The organism is Psychrobacter sp. KH172YL61 (assembly GCF_007182895.1).
GTDB lineage: Bacteria > Pseudomonadota > Gammaproteobacteria > Pseudomonadales > Moraxellaceae > Psychrobacter > Psychrobacter pacificensis.
The window spans coordinates 1-22,385 of the sequence record NZ_AP019516.1 but is presented as its reverse complement, the minus strand read 5'-3'; the positions used below and the strand labels follow the sequence as shown (position 1 = coordinate 22,385).

Below are 22,385 nucleotides of genomic sequence, written 5' to 3'. Positions count from 1 at the left end.
CGGTTTATTCTTAACTATTTTTTTCAAGCGTTGACGCACTCAACATAAGGACATGACTAAGACAGATTTTTGACGCCTATCGCTATAAACCTTTTATAAAACCTTATTTTATAGGTGTGTATCTCTATATTTTCGATGCTTCACTAAATTTCTTAAGTTAATGACTGAAAAACTTACGTAACATTACGAGATAGTGCAGAAACTAACACTTAATAATCAATATGTTACCAAGCTTTGTATTACTATGAATTTGTTCTCTCAAGCGCCAATTAAATATTTCATTAAAACCAAAGCGCTATTTGCTGCCCCTGTTTCCAACGTCCACAGCTCGATAACGATAAGAATAAAAGATTATGACTCCTTTAACGTCTGCGTCTCGTATGATGCACGGTGTGCAAGATACAGTTTTTGCGCCCGTATCATCTCAGTCGACTACTGCCACGATTGCCTTTAGCTTCCAGCTAATGACACGAGCGGAGCCACCTGAGATTGTGATTGCAACCATTAAGTCGTTATTGGCTGTCAAACAGGCAGTGGATGAAATCTTAATTATTGATAATAACCATACGGATAAATCTCTTTATCAACCACTGGCCGCCTTTTGTGAATCGCTAGATGCCGCGCTCAACGTGCGCTTTTATCATATTGATGAGATTGCAGGCTACAAAGCGGGTGCACTTAACTTGGCGCTGGCGTGGATGGACAGACGCTGTAGTCATATCGTGGTGGTGGATAGCGATTATGAAGCATTGCCGCATGCCCGTGAGGCGATGGTACAAGCCATTAACGACTATCCTGAGCACACACTATTACAGTTTCCGCAGTTTTATCGCAGCGCCCATCTTGAGGACATTCACAGCGAGCTGAATCATTACTTTAACCATCACCTATATCAGCCGCGCAATCGTATACGCGCCTTATCGACAGGCACCTATGCGGTCATTCGGCGTCGTGATTTGCAGCAGCTGGGCGGCTGGTCGGGCGCATCAATCACCGAAGACGCGCAGATGGGGTGCTCATGCATCAGCATGATATGCGTAGCGCCTTTATTCCTACAGTGATTGCAACGGGACTGCTGCCCGCAACCTTGTGTGATTTATTGGCACAGCGTCAGCGCTGGGTATATGGCAATATGCAGATTTTTGTCGCTATCTTGCCGCGCCATTGTTACGTCGTCTGCATCCGACGTATGCCGCGAGTATGGCGACAACCAAACACAGCAAAGCTGAGCAGCGCCGTTATCAGCGCGCGCACTTGTCGCAGCTTAGTGCATGGGTCAATGGCACAGGGATTTTAATCCTGCTTCAGCTTATCACGGTGATGGTAATGGCGTTTGCATTAATGGTGGGCCATGACAGCACATGGGCGTTACCGATTTTGGCTGTCGTCTATACAGGTTACGGCGTATTTTTACTGCGCCGCTTATGGGCATATTTACGCGACCAAGCCCCACTCACCCAGCAAATGCAGCGCGGCTATCGACACACCATCGCCAAACGCTTACGCACATGGCTGATGCATTTAAACTTTTGGGAAGTGGGTGCGCTGTGCTGGTTGCCTGTATTGTGGGGACGGCAAAAGCCCTTTGTGTACCCCAAAATCGCTCCTGATGCCACACAATCAGCGCTAAAGCACGCCAATCGCCGTGCCTTACCCAAATTACTATTGATGTTAAATGCACTCACTGCTCTACTAGTATCACCGCTGTCTGCGGCCTATTCCCCGATATTATTTGCCTGCGCGCTCACCGTCTTTGGTTTAAAACTCATTGCCGCAAGACTTGCCTTAGCCAATTACAGCGCGGCCAGTGAAGCCGAGTACCTACTTTCTTTACCAGAACCATCAGCACCTTTTCCCTTATTAAATACAGAATATGTAAAACCACTAAACATTCAAAAAATGCCCTTTATCGAGACGACTGATCGCGTACAAGATAAGCAGACCATCAACTTTTAACCTTTATTTTACTTTTATTTTGCGCATATTTTTGTCCTGACTTTTACCTTTATTTTCAATAACAACAACATAACAGCGGCGGCCATAACGATGATGAATAAGCGCCGCCATAGGAAATATTATGCCCCCTTTATCTTTACCCACTGCTTCTGTCACGCCGCAGAAGCGACCCTTACGCATTGCTATCATTGCGCATTCTTTATACCCGATTGCTGAGCCTTACGCAGGTGGGCTTGAGATGATTACGCATCTGCTGTGTGATAAGCTGGTCGCGGCGGGGCACGAGGTGCTGCTTTACGCGCATGCTGACAGTCAGACGAAGGCGACCCTTGTACCGCTATTGTCGCGTCAAGAATTTGAGGCGATGGTCTATCCAAACGAGCATGAGTCGGTGGCGATGGGGCGCGAGGAGATGTATCAGTACCTCGCCTATCAACATGCGCTACGCGATATTATCGAGCGTGACGGACGCGGCGAGATTGATGTGGTACACAATCACAGCTTGCACCACATTCCGATGATGATGGGTCAGGTCTTTGGCAAGCGCTTTTTTACCACCTTTCATACGCCGATTTTTCCGCAGCTGCGCTTGGCATTATTGACCCTACAACTGGGCACCGATACGCAATTCACCTCGATTAGTACCTATCAGCAAAAACTGTTTGCCGAATTTGTGCCATCTAAAGTGGTGTATAACGGTATTGATGTGGACTCTTTTGACGCGCAACTTGAGGCCATCGATGACGAGGTGTATCTGTGGTATGGGCGTATTTGTCCTGAAAAAGGCACGCATTTGGCAATGCAATATTGCTTGGCGGCGGGCAAGCGCCTGATTATCGCAGGACCTAAGAGCAACGCGCAGTATTTTGAACAATCTGTCGCGCCGTTATTACTCCAAGACAAGCAGCAAGGCAGCGATTTGCTCGACTATGTCGGTCACAAAACCAAAGCAGAGATTAACCGCTACTTAGGTCAAGCGACGGCGATGCTGTTTACCAGCACGTGGGATGAGCCGTATGGGCTGATATTGGCAGAGAGTCTCGCCTGCGGCACGCCTGTGATTGGCTTTGATGTGGGTGCGTGCGCAGAGATTGTCACGTCTGAAACGGGCATTGTGGTCGCTAAAGAAGACAAAGCCGCCTTTATCAAAGCCTTTTATAGCATCAAAAACATCTCACGGGCGGCGTGCCGTGCGCGTGCCAAGTTATTTTGTGCTGATACCACGATGGTCGATGGCTATTTGGAGTTGTATTATCAGACGCTGACACCAGAACAACAATCGCTATCCACAGCGCAAAAGCCCAGTGCTGCCACGCCCAAACATTTACCTTCGATGCCACCACCACAAGCGACGTCAAGTCTCGACACCTTACCACAGCACGCTGAGGGTTAAGGGGTGCGCATCGGTTATTACGCCCATCATCACGGCTCGGGGCATTGTCGGCAGGCGGACAAGCTGGCGGCGCTACTGCCTGAGCCTGTGCGCGCGCAGTTCACGGTTTTTACCAGCGTGTCTGCGGCGGACTATAGCTTTAGCAATATCAGTGAAGCGCAAGTCGTCCGCCTCGCGCCTGAAGATGAGCACGCAGACGATATACTCAAAGGTCGCGCGGGACACTACTGGCAACCTGAGAGCCTGCACTACTCGCCTGTGGGCAATCGCGACATTCAAGCGCGCAGCTATCAGCTGATACAGGCGCTAGACGCGCGGCAGATTGATCTGATGATCATTGATGTTAGTGTGGAAATTGCCATGCTGTGTCGCACGATCAGTATGCCCTACCTGTACGTTCGCCTGACTGGCGTGCGGGATGACATGCCGCACGTAGAGGCTTTTAAAGGGGCGCTGGCAATGCTCGCACCGTATCCGCGCGCCCTTGAAGCGATAGACACGCCAGAATGGATGCCAAAGAAAAGCCTATATTTGGATTTTATCGGTACAGCGCCCAGTACGGATTTGACCCGTTCCGAGTTTTTGACGTTACTCAATGAGTTAAAAGATGATGCTCAGCCGTATCGTGAGGGCGCGCCCATCATCACGGTGATAAAAGGCTATGGCGGACACCAAGCGATTGATGCGCGCCTGCCCAAGCTGCGTGAGCTATTGCCCGATGCCTTTATCATCTCGCTCGGTCCTATTAGTGATAACATGCGCCACTTGGTCGATATTGCCACGCAGGTCAAAGACGTGCGCCCGTTTATCGTTCATAGCGATGCAATATTGATGGCGTGCGGGCTAAACAGCATCGCGCAGGTCTACTACGAGCAGACGCCCATTATCGTACAGCCTGATGCGCGCCCGCATGACGAGCAAGTCGCCACCGCTAATGCCTTGATTGCGCAAGGTCGGGCGCTGGGCTGGGATGACTTTTGTAAAACAATGCAAAATGATAACGGGCAGTTGCCTACGCCGACCGCTACCCTGCAAACAGTGCCTGATTTGGACACCTCGGCAGCCGCATTGATGCACAGCTTTGGCGACTATGACGATACCAAGGCATGGTTTTATGAGTGGCTGTTGCCAAAACTTGCGCTGCGTCCTGAGCGTTAATATTCATTTAATAATAAGAAAACTAAGCCTATGATGCATCACGACCCAATCTCCCGAAGCGACCGACCGCGCCTGTGAGCGTCATCACTACCTGTTATGGACGCAACACGCACTTATACAATCTGCTTGCCGCCCTTGCCAACAGCAGTACGCCACCTGCCGAAGTCATCATCGTCAATAACGACGCCGACCCCAAGCGCCTAAACGAATACGCGCTGAACATCGTACAGATACCGACCACGAATGATGGCAACGATAAGCAAGCGCGCTTTGATATCGGGCACAATCGCAATATCGGCGCCACACACGCCAGCCATGATGCGCTGATATTCTTAGATGTCGATTGTCTGGTTGCGGCGGACAGCATCGCTGGACTGTATAGCAAGCTCACGGTGCATCCTAACGCGCTGCTGATGGGGCAGCCCAAATATCTAACGCGCCCGCTGTCAGCCGCCGAGTCGGCATCACTGGCAGCAGGGATGCTGAATGACGCCGCGCTAGATGCGCTCTCGGTATACAACCCTTACCGTCCCAACTTTGCGCCCACAGACTCACTCGCGCCTGCCGCGATGACGCAGACCGAGGACTTTGGCGCGTTTTGGAGCTTATGCTTTGCCATCACGCGCCAGCAGTTTGAGGCGCTTGGCGGCTTTGACACCGCTTATGTCGGCTACGGCGCGGGAGGACACCGACTTTGCATTTCGCGCCCGCGTGTGCGGCATGCCGTTTTATCTGACTGGGGAGCTAGTCTATCATCAGCAGCATGGCGTTTGCCGTCCGCCGCTGAATCACTTGGACAGCATCGTTATCAATGCCAATCGTTTTTATGATCAGTGGCAACATTGGCCTATGGGCGGCTGGCTGGGTGAGTTTGCCGAGCTTGGCTTGATTGAGTGGCAAGCGGCGCAGACAGCGCCGATTACGCTGCTGCGTGCGCCTACGGAGAGTGAGCTGGAAAAGCGCATTGTCCTGATGCACCGTTTGTTTAGAGGTGGTTTTACTGATATGTGGCGAGCGAGCTTGGTGCAAAAGTGAAAGCGCCCAAACAGTACCTGCGCTCAAGCGCGCATGGTGAGCTATCTCCGATAGAGTAACTGTATAGATATTAAGGCTCAATGGTTATGACCGATTGAGCTTTGGTGTGATAAGTATTTTTAGCTTAGAAGTGGTTGAAAATTTAGACCATACTATTTTGTACAATTCAACATACATTCGCAGCTAGTTGTAGGAGAGTTGAAAAATTCCGAGGAAATGCACATCTTAAACTTTGTCCGAGTTTGCGACAAAGTAATTATAGTATTTTTGCGCTTCATCCTCTGAACCTAACGCAACGTCAATAAGCATTTGAAGACCCCATACTGGACCTGGAGTAACCTGCTCTAAATCTAGATCTTCAGGATAAGCCTCTGGGTCTATTACCATATCTAGGTTTACAAACCACCAAATCTCTATCTTTCTCAATAAACCGACCATTTCTTCAAAAGTTTCTGTGACATCAAAGTCAATCCCAGACGAAGCAAATGTTAACATTTCATGAGCTAAGGTGTTGCGGCACCTTTTGATATACTCAAATTTCTCTAAATCTTCATCATCAATGGCACCCATATCTCGTAGCCACGTTAAAGATGCATAGAGTCGGCTTCTATTCAAGACAAGCACCTTTTCTTTATACTCAGCGCTAACAATCATTCCATTTTCATCGAACCCATTAGTAAAAAAGCCTTTTATCTTTTCAACAATACTATTCTTGAGCATTTCGAAGCCCATCGAAAATATAGAGGCTGTAATGATATTTTTTAAGCGTCGTGGGGTGAAGTACACGCTTCCATGATGCTTTAACTTTTTCATCCATGTTTGATCTCGATTAATAGAATCAATAGTTTGCTTGTTTCACTAAGTCAGCAATAAGGCATTGCCCATTTTCTCAATAATGCCTTAACCACCCAATCCCTCAAACGCCATCACCATCCGCGCCAAACCCGCTTCTAACAGCATACGCGGACAGGCAACATTGATACGCATTTTGAGATGTCCTTCCTCACCATATTTGATTCCAGCATTGAGCTCCACTTTCGCCGCACGTAAAATATCATAAAGCTGCTCGTCGTCTTGACTATATGCTGAGCAATCCAGCCAAATCAGATAGGACGCTTCTGGGCGCATGACTTTGATTTTGGGCAACTTGTCCGCCAAAAAATCTAAGGTAAACTCAATATTATCCTCAATATAGACAAGCAGCTGCGCCAACCATTCACCGCCGTCACGATAGGCGCTGTGCATCGCCGCATAGGCGAACATGTTGAGCTCATACTCATCGTTTAGATGCTGCTGGGCGTCAATTTTTTCTATCAGTGCGGCATCCTTAGCAAAAATCAGCGAGCCTTTGATCCCCGCGATATTAAAGGTTTTGGTCATCGAGGTCAGACTCACCACCTTGTGCTCATAACCTTGTGCCAGCGTTAAAAACGGCGTAAAGGTATGCCCGCGCAAGGTCAAATCCTGATGAATCTCATCACTGACAATCGCCACATCATGCTTTTGCACAAGTCTAGCACCGCATTCAGCTCATCCGCCGTCCACACGCGCCCGCCCGGATTGTGGGGATTGCACAGAAAGTACAGCTTGATATTGTGCTTGATGATTTTGGTTTCCATATCGTCCAAATCCAGACGGTATTTGTCGTCCGCTTCCACCAGCGCTGAGCGCACCAGCGTGCGCTTATTTTGCGTGACTTTGCTCATAAAGGGCGTGTACACAGGGTCATTGACCAGCACCGCATCCCCTACCTCGGTAAAGACGTTCATCATCAGCGCTAAGCTTGGGACGACACCCGGGGAAAACAAAATATTTTCTTTAGCAAGCGGTAACTCATAGCGACTGCCATGCCACTCGATAATGGCGTCATATAGCGCCTCAGTAGGTTTGGTATAGCCCAATATGCCATGCTGTACGGCTTGCTCAATCGCGTTTAAGATAGGCGGTGCGGCCTTAAAATCCATATCCGCCACCCACAGCGGAATCGTATCATCGCTATAGTGCCATTTAAGCGACCCCGTACCACGTCTATCGCCTCATCAAAGTTATACAACACCCGCATTCCCCTTCATTTAAAATAATGGTTCAGGGTACAACAGGAATGGCGTCATCAACAATCGCTTTATGCAGGATATATAAAGCCGCTGTCTGATTATCAACATCACGCCTATCTCGTCCCTTTTAAAACCTGTTACTATTGGCTAATAGTGGTATACACTCAAAGCATCAACCAAGGAGACCGATGATGACGACACCAGAACAAAAGCCGCCTAAGGACACGCAAGCATACGTCTTGACCAAATCCGATATCGACAACACGCCTGAGACTAAGCATATCCACCAGTTCAATGAGCACGCTATCCGCCATACGGTATCGCTCAGTGATATCGTTGGTCTGACCAAGTTTGGCTTGCACCTCGTACGGGTGGAAGCGGGAGATGAGACGACGACCCATCACTATCATGAAGAGTCGGATGAGTTCATTTATGTGCTGTCAGGTGAGCTGTCGCTGCGCTATGGTGATGAGCATTATCAGCTGAGTGCTGGAGATTTTGTTGGCTTTCCTGCACATGGCGCGGCGCATTCGATGCGCAATGAGAGCGATGCCGATGCCACTTACCTGATGGGCGGCAGCCGACCACCGATCGATATTACCCTGTATCCAGAGATCGACCGTAAGATGTATAAGATACATGGCAAAAGGAGTATGTGGATTTGGAAGATTTGGGTGAGGTTTGAGGGTAAGGCTACTTAAAGTTGGACACCTTTCTTAAATTTTTTGAATTAAGCAGCAAAATTCAGAAAAATATTAGAATATAGCTTTCAATAGACCTCTTGCAAAAGTACCAGTTCATTGACTTCCACTGACGGAGTTACAAGGGCTGACGATGACTTATGCAAGAAGTCTAATAGAAATAACATTTTCTTTAGTCGAAATCAATTATACCCTATCTTCACCTTTGAAATATTTACCTTTTTAACCTCAAAACAGTCAAATAAGTTTTGATTAAAAATCACATAGTTATTACCAATGTTATGCAGTGAACTAGTAAATTTCAAGCCTTCCACACCTGTATAAATTTTAATAAACTCACAGATAAATTGTGTAGGTATATAATCTAATTCTGAGTCATACCTCCTGAGAGGCTGAGATAAATCTCTACTAATATGTCTTTTTAATAGTCTAGACTTTATTTTTTTATTTACCTCATTTGGATGATATATTGTAGAAACTTCAGTAAAGTCAGAAATTACTACATCTCTGTCTAAGTCATTTTTGACTGAGAACTTACCTACAGAAACTTCATCTAAATACGTGGATCTAATCTCATATAGTATAGTTTCTTCATGATCTGATAAATATAGGTAAGGGAATACCCATGGGATTAGCACGACCAGCTGTACTAATTTCTTTAGGTGGACAGAACATTTTATCAGGAGAAAATTTCTCATCGTTTGTACTATGATGTAATCTAGCTCTATATAAGACGTCATCTTTACTCACTACAAACTTACTTTCGAAAAACCGTCCCATCCTAGCTCATCTGTCAGATAGTTAACATCTATTAAGTATCTCTTTTCCCATTTTAGCTGCTCTTTCAAATCAAACCAGTAATTTACATTGTTTAAAATTTCTTGGCTATAGTTAACTAGAACATCTGCATGAAAAAACTTATTTCTAACTTATCGATAATTATATTAAGAAACTTAATACCTGTCTCGTTGTTACGGAATAAGCTCCAATCACCTTGAATGAGGCTTAGAAGTCCAATACCATCAGGATGTGTCTCGAAATTACCTAAAAGCTCGTCAAAAAAATCTAATAACTCATCAATTTTTATTATATTTTTATCATCAGTGCCACAAAAACAACATGACCCACGCTCGCCTTGAGAGAGGATAAAACCTTTCAACTCTCTATCTTCGGAAGCAACTTTCACATATACTATTCATGATATTTTATCTAAATACTTTTTAACGACTAGCAAATGGTTTTTGATAGTTATCTTTTCACAGTACCAAGACCAGGATACTTTAATTCTTCATAGTACTTTTTAAGCTCATCTGTACCTGAATTTTCTAGCGGTAACTCTTCACAGAACTTGATAGCTTTTTGGTAGCTTCGGCAAATTTTCCTTGTACATTGGAGATAGAATCATTTGTATCAGAAGTAAAATGTCTTATCCAAATTTGATCATTCATCTCTTCATTAATATAAGTCAGATTTATAACAACAGCTCTTGGGACACTTCCACCTTCGAGATACTCCTTAGATAAAACAGTAAAATCGCTAAACCCTTGGTATCGGTCATCTTTATAGTACAAATGCTCTTCGGAAAATTTGTGAGCAGGGATTTCGAGATAATCTGCATTTTTTTGTTGACGTTCAAATAGATCATCTAATCTAATATAAATCTTATTTAAATCTTTAATCTTTCTATCTAAAGACCTATACCTGTGAGGCTCTAAAAGCATGATGTGACTTATACTATTATTACTACAAAGTTCAATCAAACTATCTTCTTTAGTGAAGTCATCTAGACCAATAATCATAGTGTCTTCTAAGTTGTACTTATGGATACATTCCAAGATATATTCTGCATTATCAGAATAGTGGAAAGCAGGTTTATACATTGAGCTTTCTAGCTTACTAATATATTGTAGGAAATGCTCTTTATCTCCTACAACTTCGCCTACAGATGGATTTACTATTAAGAAGGGCTTAAATCCACTTTCAAGAAATATATTATTAGCAAGACTTAAGCTATTAAAATTTTCTTTAACAGGCTCAATGACAGGTGTGACTTTTTCTAAAGCATTCTCTAATGCTAAATCTCTAATTGTTATTAATTCGAACTGTCTACCTCTTAAGTATGGATAGTACATTTAACACACCTTATGAGTCTTTAACTTATTAATCAAATCCTTCCTTTGCTCTTCTTTCAAATTCAATGAAAGACAAACCTGATTAAATTCATTATTGACCTTGTTAAAAAATGAGTTGTATACTTTTCTATTCTTCATAGCTTCTATAAATGAATAGTTAAGCTTTTCGTATGGTATTTTCGAAATTAAACTTTTACATACTTCAAATTGGTTAAAAGCATTTATTTCAGGTAATTCATCATAGTAATCATATGTAATATTAAGATACTCTTTAGAATGCAGAACATTCATCAGAACATCAATATCAATATCAATATTTTTATCGCCTCTCTTTCACTCTGAATTCTGTCATTTCTGAATCATAAGAGATAATTGCTACGTTACTGTCGTATTTCATATATTGTAATACATTTTCCTGTGGAACTATAACATAAACTTCATTGAATATTTTTTTATAAACCTCTAACTGTTTTGATAATCTATACTCTTTATCAAGTATTGTTTTTATTTCAAATACCTTAGATACCCCATTAAAAATAGCTAAATCAGCAGTTGCACCACCCAGTCTCATTTCATTAAAAATTACTGAGTGTCTATTACCTATTTCCTTTATCAATTTCTGATTTAGAAACTCATTTTTTACAACATATTCATTTTGATAGTTTTTTGGAGTTTTCTATACTCTTCTTTAAATATTTTTAAATATGTACTTCCTCTTCTTTTATCTATCAAATCATATCTTATTAATTTTTTATCAACTGAGCCAAAGTCATTTTTCAACAATCGAAGTATTTCACTTCTTGTGAAAAGTGTTGATAAATCTCTAAGCTGATTAATATCTGTAGACATTTAAGTTCCCGAATAACTGAATATTTTTTTGCACGCCTACCATCTTTTACCTTAAATATCAAGCCTGCTAACCTAGCAATTATATCGTATCTACTATAAATATAATAATACTAAATATGAATTAGATTATATGGTTCTAATATAGCAACGCTACATAATATTATTTAGTTAATATGCTACTCATATAAGCAACTTTACTCAATTATCACAGTTATCTATAACTTAGACAATTTAATCAAAAATCGTCTAAATTTTCAGTTTACATCCCCTTAAACTCAGCCTCACGTCTCTCAACCATCGCCATCACGCCCTCTTTTGCATCCCTCTGAATGAAAGAGTGGCGGCAAATAGCTGTGGATATTAGCCAGTGCCTTCGCGGCACCATTGCGGCTCGCATCTTGCGCGGAAGACAGCGCGCCTCTAACGCCCAGCGGCGCAGCTTTGCTGATCTCTTGTGCCAGTGTTAATGCGCGCTCGTACTCAGACCCATTTGCCACCACTTCACTGACCAAGTTCAGTCGATCAGCCGTTTGCGCATCGAACGCTTTGCCCGTGAGTAGATATGGCATGGCTTTTTGCCAGCCTGCCGCCGCGACAAAGCGTACCGTCGCTCCGCCAAATGGCATAATGCCGCGCTGGACTTCCATTTGCGCAAAGTTACAGTTGTCGCTTGCGATGACCACATCACAATTGAGCATCAACTCGATAGCCACGGTAAAGCACGTGCCTTTGACCGCCACCACCACAGGTTTGGTACGTAAGCGTCCACTAATGCCCCACGGATCAATTTGATTATCATCAAACTCAAACACACCATCGTTTAGCTTATCTTGTAGCTCGACCAGATCGAGCCCAGCGGTGAAGTGATCGCCATGCGCAAAGATAAGCGCACAGCGTAGATGCTCATCGTCTTCATATCGAGTCAATGCATCAGATAGCTGGGTAATCATATGACTGTCAAAAGCATTGCGTTTATTGGCGCGGTTTAGCCCAATCAGGCAAATAGTGCCGTCTGTGTCATAAGTAATGCGGTTGTCTTGCGTGGTACTGTCCGTCGTCATGGTGATGTCCTTGTCAAAGTTATTTTTTATGAAGTGAGTAGGGCGTGTTAAACATTCGACCATGGCACTGACAGCGACTATTTTTAGGCGATTCGATGTTAAAAATAATAAGTTTAGTCATTCTAAGCGCTTATTTTTAACGATAGGCAAAAAAGAGTCCTGTCCCCTGCTTTTATCGTTGGGGCTGATGCTAAAATTGCCCCATACTGCGTTACAAATCTCGTTAAGGCATCTGCATTATCGTCGCTTTGTGCCTTGTCTGGAACAATTTTAGCAATCAGCAGTGCCTATTTGCGAATGTTCAACACGCCCTAGTTATATCGTCGAATCTTGATCGCTTATTTATAGCGATTTGTCGATAGGACTATTTTTAATACTTCATTTAATATAGACAGCATATAGCCATAACACAAGCGATAGCAATGACTCGAATGGCGCGATAATAGATAAAAGTTGACCTCATTTGTGATAAGTGCAACTATGATTCAGACTGGATAGGGTACAGAGGGTTTTATGGAGTTTTGGCATGGGTTTTTGCTAATCACGAGCGTTCACTTGCTGGCGGCCGCCTCACCAGGGCCTGATTTTGTGTTGGTCTCGCAGCAGACATTAGCCAAAGGTCGGCGTACTGGTTTGATTTGTAGTTTGGGTATTACCTTAGGATTATCGGTACACATTATCTATTCAGTGCTAGGATTGGCAACGGTGATTGCCCACTCGCAGCCGCTATTGACCGCGATCAAATGGCTGGGCGGTGGCTATCTGATCTATCTGGGGTGGCAAGGTATTCAGGCCAAACCTAAAAAGCCATTAGAACTAACAGCGTTAGTAACGCAAGAGAACGCACCTATTGATCATTTACAAGCAAAGCAAGACGCCTCTACTCATACCAAATTTACAACACCTAACGATACTTTTACCACATTGCGTCGCGGGTTTTTCTGCAATGTCTTCAACCCAAAAGCGCCTGTCTATTTTGTGGCGATTTTTACCCTTGTGCTATCGCCAGCCATCCCACTTTGGCAATTGGCGATTTATGGCGTCTGGATGATGGTGCTACAGATGGCATGGTTTAGCACCGTGGTGATGCTACTCTCTGTCCCTGCAATTCATCGACGACTTCAGCGTTTTGAGCATTGGATCGACCGTGTGTTGGGGTCTGCGATGATCGTATTGGGGCTCAACCTGATCTTGCGTCATCGATAGGCCATCGATAACTCATTTGCGAGCGGTGAAATCTGCTACACTGCTGACTTATATCCATATATCGTAGCCTGACATTATGATAAGTAAGCCCATGACCCGTAATCCTGCCAATAGTAAACACAGAAACCGATCGCCTGCGACCGCCAAAAACTCGGTCAATTGCATCCGCGCAATCCACATCAAGGTCGTTACGACTTTGCCGTATTGACTCGCGCGTTGCCTGAGCTTGCTGAGCATACCATCACCAACCCCAAAGGCGAGCCGACGATTAATTTCTCGGATCATCAGGCGGTTCGTACTCTCAACAAAGCACTACTGGCGCACTATTACTGCGTGAAGTTTTGGGATATTCCTGACGGCTATCTGTGTCCGCCAATCCCTGGGCGTGCCGATTATATTCACTATATTGCGGATTTACTCGCGCAGACCACGCACGTGAATGCCGACAACACACCGCCGATCGGTAAAGAGATTCACGCCCTTGATATCGGTACGGGTGCCAGTGCGATCTATCCGATTGTCGGTAGCCAAAGCTACGGCTGGCGCTTTACCGCAAGCGATATTGATCCGGTTTCGGTCAATACTGCCGCCCTCATTTGTGACGCCAATCCTAAGCTAAAAAGCGCGGTCAAAGTAAAGCTACAGCCTGAGCCTAAGTTCATCTTTAAAAACATCATTGGTCGTCAAGATTATTTCGATGTGGTGGTGTGTAACCCTCCGTTTCACGCCTCATTAGAAGAAGCGATGGAAGCCAACAGTCGTAAGCAGCACAACCTACAACGTCATCGCGGCAAAAATGAAAGCGAGCAAATCAGCCGTCATTCAACCAAGTCAGGTAACGCGGCGCAAAACCTAAACTTCGGTGGTCAGCATAAAGAATTGTGGAGTGAAGGTGGCGAGATTGCATTTTTGACCAAGATGGCAAACGAAAGCCAAAGCTTTGCAGAGCATGTCGGCTGGTTCACGACGTTAGTATCAAAATCTGAAAACGTGAAACCTTTACAACTACTATTAAAGCAGCTTAATGTCGCGCAGATGCGTATCATTGAGATGAGCCAAGGTCAAAAGAGCACTCGTGTACTCGCGTGGCGCTTTGATACCGACGAAGAATAGTCGTTGAATACATAATACGCCTAAGTTTCACGTGGAGAACAAAAAAGCACCGCTTTGATATTCAAGGCGGTGCTTTTTGCATAAAGGCTAAGTGAAACTCTATAGTCGAACCACTATTAAAGTGTTACAGCGTTAGACTCGTTTAGCCTACTACTGTAGTACTTGCACTCGTCTGCCTTGTACCACTTTTTAATATTGATTGACTATAAATAGATTAGCCAAAGAACATGACTTTGATACCAATCGCAATCAGTACCACACCGCCCAATACTTCGGCTTTATCCTCTAGCCATGTGCCTGAGCGACGTCCCAAATAGACCCCAAGCCAGCCAAACACAGCCGTTACGACCGCGATAATCAAGCAAGCTAACCACGCGTTCAAGGCCAATAAATTTAGCGTAAATCCAGCTGCCATGGCATCGATACTAGTGGCAATCGCTAGCGTAAACATGGTGCGATGGCTAATGACACTACCGCCCACGTCAATATCGTCTTCGTCATCCCTCACCACTGAGCACTTCGTACAGCATCTTGCCACCCAGCGCAATTAAGATGATACCGCCGATCCAAAGGCGCGGCCGCCGCCAACCAACCCAGTAGCGCTGCACCCAATAAATACCCAATGAACGGCATCACACCCTGCGCGATACCGAAATATAATGCGGCATAAATAGCGAGATGACGTACATATTGCTGGCTTTGTTTCTGTGACTTTGCGCCCAGTCCTATCGATACAGCAAACGCATCCATCGCGAGTGCAATCGCGAGCAGCACTACTTCAATCATGGTATTTTCTCTTAACTCGAATAGCAGGTATGATTAGCTTTATAAAAAGGTTTCATGTGAAACAAAAATACCGCTTCGATAGACGAAGCGGTATTTTTATACATTGTTACTGATCAGTTTCAAAATTAGATATCTAGATTTGAGACGGTTAACGCATTTTCTTCGATGAAGACACGACGCGGCTCGACATGATCACCCATCAAGCAGGTAAACATATGATCAGCGGCAATCGCATCTTCGATAGTGACACGTAGCATACGACGGTTTTCTGGATCCATCGTGGTATCCCATAGCTGGTCGGCGTTCATCTCACCTAGACCTTTGTAGCGCTGGATAGCCAGACCACGACGCGCGTCGAGCATCATTTGCTGCCAGAGATAATCGAAGTCACGTACTGGGATATCTTTAGTCGTGCCCGCACTTGCTTCACGGCGGATAAAGGCATCACTCTCAAGCAGGGTATTCCATTCGCTTGATAGACGTAACAGTTTGCCATACTCACTTGAGTTGATAAAGCTAGCATCTAACAGATAATGGTGTGCCAGTTGATGCACATAGACTGTGACACGTGGTAGCCACTGCGCCTTAGTAGATAAAGCCTCATTGTCTGATGCTTCGCCTTCTGCGGTGCTTGCGGCCTCAGTGCCAATTGCAGGTGTCATACCCAATAAATCGGCAGCCGCTGAATCCATATCTTGTGACTGCGGTGCATGAATATTGACCAACTCAATCTCAGGATTTAACTCACTACCAAAGACGTCAAGCTGAACCTGCATGGCTTTTTGCCAGTCCTGCATCGCAGACTCATCATAAGTCATATCAATGGATAGCTTTGGCGTGTGCGTCAACGCATCCAAGATGACCGCTGGGAAGCGAATCTGCAAACGCGCTTTGATCAGCTGAGTTTGGTTATAATCATTCAGCAATGATTCAAGCGCTTGCCCTGTAATAGCAGGCGCATCCGCGCTAACATGTAGCTTGGTACTATCAATGGTTGATGACAATAGATACGCTTTTAGCGCCTCATCATCTTTGAGATACAGCTCTTGACGACCCTTTTTCACTTTATATAGCGGCGGCTGGGCGATATATACATAGCCACGCTCGATCAGCTCAGGCGTTTGACGGAAAAAGAACGTCAGCAGCAGGGTACGAATGTGTGAGCCATCCACATCGGCATCAGTCATGATGATGATTTTATGGTAGCGTACTTTATCTGGATTATACTCATCAGGGCCGATACCGCAGCCGAGTGCCGTGATCAGGTTACCCACTTCAGCAGATGACAGCATTTTGTCAAAACGTGCACGCTCAACGTTCAAAATTTTACCTTTTAGTGGCAAAATCGCTTGAGTCTTACGGCTACGACCTTGCTTCGCTGAGCCACCTGCAGAGTCACCCTCCACAATATATAGCTCAGATAGTACTGGATCTTTTTTCTTGGCAGTCAGCCAACTTGCCCGGCAGACCTGCAATATCCAGAGTCGTCTTGCGGCGGGTCATCTCGCGCTTTACGAGCGGCGTCACGCGCACGAGCAGCTTCCATGATTTTATTAGCAATGGCTTTACCAGCGCTTGGGTTTTCTAGCAGATAATCATTGAACTTATCATGCATCGCTGATTCGACAGCAGATTTCACTTCACTTGAGACCAGCTTGTCTTTGGTCTGGCTTGAGAACTTTGGATCAGGCACTTTCACCGAGACAATAGCCGTTAGACCTTCACGAGCATCATCGCCAGTCGCCGCGACTTTTTCTTTTTGAATAAATTCTCACGATCCATATAGCTGTTTAAGCCACGTGTCAGGGCTGAGCGGAAACCTGATAAATGCGTACCGCCATCTTTTTGCGGAATGTTATTGGTAAAGCACAGCACTTTTTCGTTATACGTATCGGTCCACTGTAGCGCGACTTCGACACTGATACCATCGTCTTGCTGACTGGTAAAATGGAATACTTCATTGATACCGTCTTTACCTGCATTGATATAGCTGACAAACTCTAATAAGCCGCCTTTATGCTCAAACTCACGACGCTTATCAATACGCTCATCGGTCAGAACGATACGCACACCGGAGTTCAAAAATGACAGCTCGCGTAGGCGTTTTGCCAAAATATCATATTCAAAGACTGTGCCGGTGAATACGTCGCTGCTTGGATAAAAGCGGATTTGCGTACCGGTTTGATCGGTCGCTTCCATCTGCTGAATATCAGCGTCAGGTACGCCATCAGTATAGGTCTGACGGTAATGATAGCCTTCACGCCAGATATTCATCTCAAGCTTTTTAGACAACGCATTGACGACCGATACCCCAACACCATGCAGACCGCCTGAGACTTTATAGCTATTATCATCGAACTTACCGCCTGCATGCAGGACTGTCATGATGACCTGCGCCGCTGATACCCCCTTCCTCTGGATGAATATCGACTGGTACACCGCGGCCATTATCCATCACACTGACAGACTCGTCTTCGTGAATGATAATATCAATCTGATCACAGTGACCGGCCAGCGCCTCATCGATAGAGTTATCCACGACCTCAAAGACCATATGATGCAAGCCTGTGCCATCGTCAGTGTCACCAATATACATACCAGGGCGCACGCGTACAGCCTCTAGCCCACGTAGTACACGGATATCCTTAGAACTATAATCAGAAGGTAATACTTCTGAAACTACAGTAGACACAGCGGCTTCAGTAGCACTGTCGTCTATCAATTGCTCGTGGTCAATAGGTAATGAATCACTCATGTACATTCCTTAATCTAGCCATAATCAGCCGTTTTTATCAGCGCACTTATAAAAATGCACCTCATGATGGCATCTTAAAACCAACTTCTATTATTCATCACTTAGAGTGCATATGAGTGGCTAAACTACTAACCACCGTTAGCCTAAAAAGGCTGCATAGAGATAAAATTGGCAAATTACTTATTAGTAATAGTCTTTGTTTTTCTAGCCATTGTTAAAACTATTGAAATAAATAAAATACTTAATTATCAACTACTTATAAAGAAATAAAAAATAGAAGTCTATTATATGATGCTATCGAATAAATTGCTGAGAACAGGACAAAAATAAAGGGTTATTTTAGCATTTTTTTGTCTGTAAGTCACTGTTTACTGGGAGTTTTACGACTTATGAGTCAGTGTCTCTACCTAATAGCTAGTATAAGTAATAGTCGTGACTGTGATACTCAGTAAAGGACGCATAAAAGGCGTTATAAGTAGGCAGGAAAATGCTTAAAGTGATGATAAGCGATTAAGAATTAATCAATAGGAATTAATCAACAGACAATATCTGGCCTTGTTTCACGTGAAACAATCTAGGTTTTGACCACAAATCATTAACCAGAGGTACGATATCATCCGTCAAGCTGGTCATGAACACCTGACAAGGCAGCTGCGCTAATGTTGATAAAAGAATACCTATCGCCCTATCGTCTAGCTCTGCGGTGATGTCATCTAGTAGCACAACAGGGGTCGCTCTCGATGTTGAGTTATTATCGAACGAAGCGCTATCTTCATTATCATTGAGCAATAAAGGCAGCTGTGACAGTCGCAGTGCCGTAATCAGCAGTTTTTTTTCACCGCGGGACAATACATTTGCTGCCTGCTCTTTTAGAGTTGGTAATTTAGCATTTACCTCATGGTTTGAGGACGCTGTATTTGTATTTGTCGCCTGACTATCTACAACATCATCATCAGACCGCACTGCATTATCAGAGCGCCAATGCACATGGATATCAGCCCGATGATTGCCTATACGGGTATATCCTAACTGTAAATCCTGCTCTAATCGCTCATTAAGCTGCACATCAAGCGCGACATTAGTGTCATAGCCAGCGTTATAACTTAGGCTCAATTGCTCAGCATAAGACGGTAACAATTGCAGAACACTTTTGGCAAAATAAGGCTGCCACTCAGTAAATACTTGCTCACGATAATGATGTATCAATGCTGCATGATTACTTAGTCCTTTATCCCAAGACTTTAGCTCAGCTAGCTGGACTTGAGTCAATTGACGAGTCTTTTTTAGTAAACTATTGCGCTGTTTTAACAGGCGTTGATAGGCGACCCATTGTGGGTGAAAACCTTGTTTCATGTGAAACACCAACCAATCTAATAGCTGGCGACGACTGGCACTACCCTGCTCTAACATATCCATCGTTGAGGGATCTATCAATAGCGTGGGTAGCTGCTCAGTCAATATACTTTGATTGTAGACAGTCGCTTGATTAAGACGCAGAATGGTGGTCGCATCTGCTTGTTTTTGAATGGCTAACGTACGACTATCATTGAGCTTAGCATAGACCGTTGCATAGTTTTGATGATGCTGAATATAGCGCTTGGGCTGATGATGCCGAAAGCTCTTGCCTCTCGATAATAAGAATATCGCTTCAAGTAAAGAGGTTTTGCCGCTACCATTTGCACCGATGACAACGTTGCAAACGGTCGACTGCAAATTAACTTGTGTGAGGTTGCGCAGATTTGATATTTGTAGACGTTCAATCATGATATCGATAGCCGCCCATTATTTACAGCTTTCAAAGCAAGCAAAAGTTTATTTAAATTTAAGCTGTCCGCGTAAATACTCAAAAGATGCTAGCGCGGTTCAATGCTGTATGATGTGCAAAAAATCAGACTATATACGCATTGGCATGATGACGTATTGATGGAACTCATCATTAAGCTGATTGACCAACACTGAAGCATTCGATTGGCTCATATGCATCTGCAAATCACCTTGAATAACACTTAGCACATCTTGTAGATACGCAGCATTGAATGATAGCTCCATTGGCTCGCCCTGATATTTGGCTTGGAGCATCTCCACGGCTTCATCTTGCTCAGCATTATTGGCACGTACTTCTATCATACCATCACTGGCAAAATTAAAGACCACACCGCGAGATTTCTCGTTACTTAAAATCGCAACCCGGCGTAATACGTCAGTCATTTTTTCTTGACTAAATAACGCGAGCTTATCGGTATTGCTTGGCATGACGCGGCGATAATCAGGGAATTTGCCATCAATCAAACGGGCAGTAAACGTCACCATTAGGTTTTGGCTGACTTGCCCTGCACTATCTACATCGCCAAATGGTAAGCTCACTTGCAAAAACTCACGCCCAAAACTCAGCGTAACTGCATTGTCCTTATCGCCTAGCATTTTGCCAAGCTCAGTCGCCAAACGCTCAAGCTCGATCACTGCCTTACGTGGCAAGATAGCCTGCATGCTCAGATCAGCACTCACATCTATAACGCTACGTGCCAAGGCCAATCTATGTCCGTCAGTCGCAACGGTCGTCAGCTGCTGCTGTGAAACATCAAACAGCATACCCGTCAAATAATAACGTACATCTTGAATTGCCATCGCAAACTGAGTTTTGTGAATCAAATCTGTCAATCGACTACGGCTGATGTTCAACGGCGTGATATTTTCAGGATTGCCCAAGCTTGGATAGTCTTCACTTGGTAAGGTACCTAGCGTGAAACGGCTCTTGCCACTGGTAAGCAGACAACGTTCATTCGCTTGAGTCGCTAGGTTAACTTGGGCTTGTGCAGGTAAAGACTTACAAATATCTTTTAGTTTTGTTGCAGGTAGCGTCGTTGTTCCTGCTTCAACACAAGCACCAGCAGGCAATTTCAAGGTCGATGTCAGCTCCACTTCTAAATCTGAGGCTGTCAAGATAAGCTCGGACTCTGATAACTGCAGCTTAATATTACCCAATATCACCATATTATGGCGTTTATCAGCGGCTTTGGCGATCAAGTTGATAGCTTTTAGTAACGATTCTCGATTGATCGATAATTGCATGCTTAGTTACTCTTATTTGAATGATTTTTTATAAAAATTTGACGTAATCGTCTAATAATACCTTGTCTACCGACTATAATCTACAGAGCATCTATCTGCTTATATTTTCAATATTATAAACGATATTTTCTCCCTAAAATACAGTGGAGACTTACTCTACTAACCTGCCTGTAACATCAACGCTAGCGTCTTATAATCCTTGTCAAACGCTGGATCTGCTGCTCGTAATTCATTTACTTTATCGCAAGCATGCATCACTGTAGTATGGTCACGTCCACCAAATGATTGACCAATTTCAGGAAAACTATCACCTGTTAACTCACGCGATAAGGCCATCGCTATTTGGCGAGGTCTGGCGATGCTACGCGTACGTTTACGCCCCATAATGTCTTTCACCGTTACATCATAGTATTCAGCGACTATTTTTCGGATATTATCCATATTTACGGCTTGTACACGCATAGCGACGATGTCTTTTAACGCGTATTGCACCATCTCAAGAGTAATCTGTGCACCTGTCAAATTAGCATTTGCAAAAACTTGATTGAGAGCACCCTCCAAACGTCTGACGTTGGACACCACGTTTTGAGCGATAAACAATGCACACTCTTTAGGCAGCACCATGCCATAAGAAGCGGCTTTTTTCTGCAAAATTTGCACGCGAGTATCAATCTCAGGAGGGTCAACTGCGACTGTCAATCCCCAAGAAAATCGCGATCTAAAGCGTTCATCAAATTCCGTCATTTGTGATGGATGACGATCAGAAGCCAAAATCAGTTGTTTGTCACCACTAGTAAAATCTGCAAATAACGTCAAAAACTCATTACTACTTTTGGTCTTTCCTGCTAAGACGTGGATATCATCCACAATCAATAAATCTACTTTTTTTATTTTCTTTTTAAAATCTTCTATTTTATTATTTCTTAATGAATAAACTAATTGGTTTATAAATTTTTCAGAAGTAAAATAATAAAAACTTTGATTATTTTTTAGATATCGATGTGCTACAGAATGCATTAAATGCGTTTTTCCCTAATCCAGAAGGTCCATATATAAATAAAGGATTGTGTCGATTTTTTGATTGTTTTTTACCAAGCTCGTAACAAGCTTTGTAGGC

At 44.1% G+C, this 22,385-nt stretch carries 18 protein-coding genes and 5 pseudogenes; 10 read left to right on the top strand and 13 right to left on the bottom strand.

The features are described from left to right. Positions 1–353: 353 nt before the first annotated feature. From PKHYL_RS00115 to PKHYL_RS00085, 7 genes are all read left to right on the top strand, one after another. The gene (locus tag PKHYL_RS00115) at positions 354–1,061 is read left to right on the top strand and encodes a glycosyltransferase (RefSeq protein ID WP_240365705.1); all 708 of its coding nucleotides are present in this window, start codon (positions 354–356) and stop codon (positions 1,059–1,061) included. After that, complete coding sequence (locus PKHYL_RS00110; protein WP_240365704.1) at positions 1,019–1,297, top strand: hypothetical protein; 279 nt, start codon at positions 1,019–1,021, stop codon at positions 1,295–1,297. The genes PKHYL_RS00115 and PKHYL_RS00110 overlap by 43 nt, the downstream gene beginning before the upstream one ends. Then, positions 1,201–1,956, top strand: a complete 756-nt coding sequence (locus tag PKHYL_RS00105; protein WP_240365703.1) for a hypothetical protein — start codon at positions 1,201–1,203, stop codon at positions 1,954–1,956. The genes PKHYL_RS00110 and PKHYL_RS00105 overlap by 97 nt, the downstream gene beginning before the upstream one ends. 121 nt (positions 1,957–2,077) lie before the next feature. Continuing rightward, positions 2,078–3,349, top strand: coding sequence for a glycosyltransferase (locus tag PKHYL_RS00100; protein WP_071002652.1), 1,272 nt, complete (start codon positions 2,078–2,080; stop codon positions 3,347–3,349). A gap of 3 nt (positions 3,350–3,352) precedes the next feature. Next, positions 3,353–4,507, top strand: coding sequence for a hypothetical protein (locus PKHYL_RS00095; RefSeq protein WP_071002653.1), 1,155 nt, complete (start codon positions 3,353–3,355; stop codon positions 4,505–4,507). A 74-nt stretch (positions 4,508–4,581) separates the two neighbouring features. Further along, entirely contained in the window at positions 4,582–5,337 is a 756-nt protein-coding gene (locus tag PKHYL_RS00090; RefSeq protein ID WP_240365702.1) for a glycosyltransferase, read from the top strand. Beyond that, a complete protein-coding gene (locus tag PKHYL_RS00085; protein ID WP_240365701.1) occupies positions 5,300–5,542 on the top strand; it encodes a hypothetical protein in 243 nt (80 codons plus the stop codon). The genes PKHYL_RS00090 and PKHYL_RS00085 overlap by 38 nt, the downstream gene beginning before the upstream one ends. Before the next feature lie 225 nt (positions 5,543–5,767). Here the strand turns inward: PKHYL_RS00085 and PKHYL_RS00080 are convergent, their stop codons facing one another. Both PKHYL_RS00080 and PKHYL_RS00075 read right to left on the bottom strand, forming a co-directional pair. Next, positions 5,768–6,355: a hypothetical protein gene (locus PKHYL_RS00080; protein ID WP_240365700.1), complete on the bottom strand. Its 588-nt coding sequence runs from the start codon at positions 6,353–6,355 to the stop codon at positions 5,768–5,770. An 87-nt stretch (positions 6,356–6,442) separates the two neighbouring features. Further along, positions 6,443–7,506 (bottom strand): annotated as a pseudogene (locus tag PKHYL_RS00075) (MalY/PatB family protein). 278 nt (positions 7,507–7,784) lie between these two features. Here PKHYL_RS00075 and PKHYL_RS00070 point away from each other — a divergent pair. Continuing rightward, positions 7,785–8,297: a cupin domain-containing protein gene (locus PKHYL_RS00070; RefSeq protein ID WP_240365699.1), complete on the top strand. Its 513-nt coding sequence runs from the start codon at positions 7,785–7,787 to the stop codon at positions 8,295–8,297. A gap of 182 nt (positions 8,298–8,479) precedes the next feature. Here PKHYL_RS00070 and PKHYL_RS00065 read toward each other — a convergent pair whose 3' ends face one another. The 6 genes and pseudogenes from PKHYL_RS00065 to PKHYL_RS00040 form a co-directional block, all read right to left on the bottom strand. Then, positions 8,480–8,935 carry an RES domain-containing protein gene (locus PKHYL_RS00065; RefSeq protein ID WP_240365698.1) on the bottom strand — a complete coding sequence of 152 codons (456 nt, stop codon included), beginning with the start codon at positions 8,933–8,935 and terminating at the stop codon, positions 8,480–8,482. Positions 8,936–9,192: 257 nt separating this feature from the next. Next, positions 9,193–9,483, bottom strand: coding sequence for a hypothetical protein (locus tag PKHYL_RS00060; protein ID WP_240365697.1), 291 nt, complete (start codon positions 9,481–9,483; stop codon positions 9,193–9,195). A gap of 139 nt (positions 9,484–9,622) precedes the next feature. Further along, positions 9,623–10,429 carry a sce7725 family protein gene (locus PKHYL_RS00055; RefSeq protein ID WP_240365696.1) on the bottom strand — a complete coding sequence of 269 codons (807 nt, stop codon included), beginning with the start codon at positions 10,427–10,429 and terminating at the stop codon, positions 9,623–9,625. A 319-nt stretch (positions 10,430–10,748) separates the two neighbouring features. Continuing rightward, positions 10,749–11,045 (bottom strand): sce7726 family protein, encoded by a 297-nt coding sequence (locus PKHYL_RS00050; protein WP_240365695.1) that lies wholly within the window; start codon positions 11,043–11,045, stop codon positions 10,749–10,751. Positions 11,046–11,068: 23 nt separating this feature from the next. Further along, entirely contained in the window at positions 11,069–11,278 is a 210-nt protein-coding gene (locus PKHYL_RS00045) for a hypothetical protein (protein ID WP_240365694.1), read from the bottom strand. Positions 11,279–11,537: 259 nt separating this feature from the next. After that, positions 11,538–12,339 (bottom strand): annotated as a pseudogene (locus tag PKHYL_RS00040) (crotonase/enoyl-CoA hydratase family protein). Between the two features lie 513 nt (positions 12,340–12,852). Here PKHYL_RS00040 and PKHYL_RS00035 point away from each other — a divergent pair. Together PKHYL_RS00035 and rlmF are read left to right on the top strand one after the other, a co-directional pair. Further along, positions 12,853–13,545: a LysE family translocator gene (locus PKHYL_RS00035; protein ID WP_071002660.1), complete on the top strand. Its 693-nt coding sequence runs from the start codon at positions 12,853–12,855 to the stop codon at positions 13,543–13,545. 76 nt (positions 13,546–13,621) lie between these two features. After that, positions 13,622–14,658, top strand: a pseudogene (gene rlmF / locus PKHYL_RS00030) (23S rRNA (adenine(1618)-N(6))-methyltransferase RlmF). A gap of 214 nt (positions 14,659–14,872) precedes the next feature. On the opposite strand, the pseudogene PKHYL_RS00025 reads toward rlmF, so the two are convergent. The 5 genes and pseudogenes from PKHYL_RS00025 to dnaA form a co-directional block, all read right to left on the bottom strand. Next, positions 14,873–15,444: pseudogene (locus PKHYL_RS00025) on the bottom strand (manganese efflux pump MntP). Positions 15,445–15,569: 125 nt separating this feature from the next. Beyond that, a pseudogene (gyrB, locus tag PKHYL_RS00020) lies at positions 15,570–18,199 on the bottom strand (DNA topoisomerase (ATP-hydrolyzing) subunit B). A gap of 531 nt (positions 18,200–18,730) precedes the next feature. After that, positions 18,731–19,963 carry a DNA replication/repair protein RecF gene (gene recF, locus PKHYL_RS00015; RefSeq protein ID WP_240365693.1) on the bottom strand — a complete coding sequence of 411 codons (1,233 nt, stop codon included), beginning with the start codon at positions 19,961–19,963 and terminating at the stop codon, positions 18,731–18,733. Between the two features lie 129 nt (positions 19,964–20,092). Next, positions 20,093–21,268, bottom strand: a complete 1,176-nt coding sequence (gene dnaN / locus PKHYL_RS00010; RefSeq protein WP_240365692.1) for a DNA polymerase III subunit beta — start codon at positions 21,266–21,268, stop codon at positions 20,093–20,095. Between the two features lie 159 nt (positions 21,269–21,427). Continuing rightward, a complete protein-coding gene (gene dnaA / locus PKHYL_RS18400; protein ID WP_442966099.1) occupies positions 21,428–22,285 on the bottom strand; it encodes a chromosomal replication initiator protein DnaA in 858 nt (285 codons plus the stop codon). Positions 22,286–22,385 lie beyond the last annotated feature (100 nt).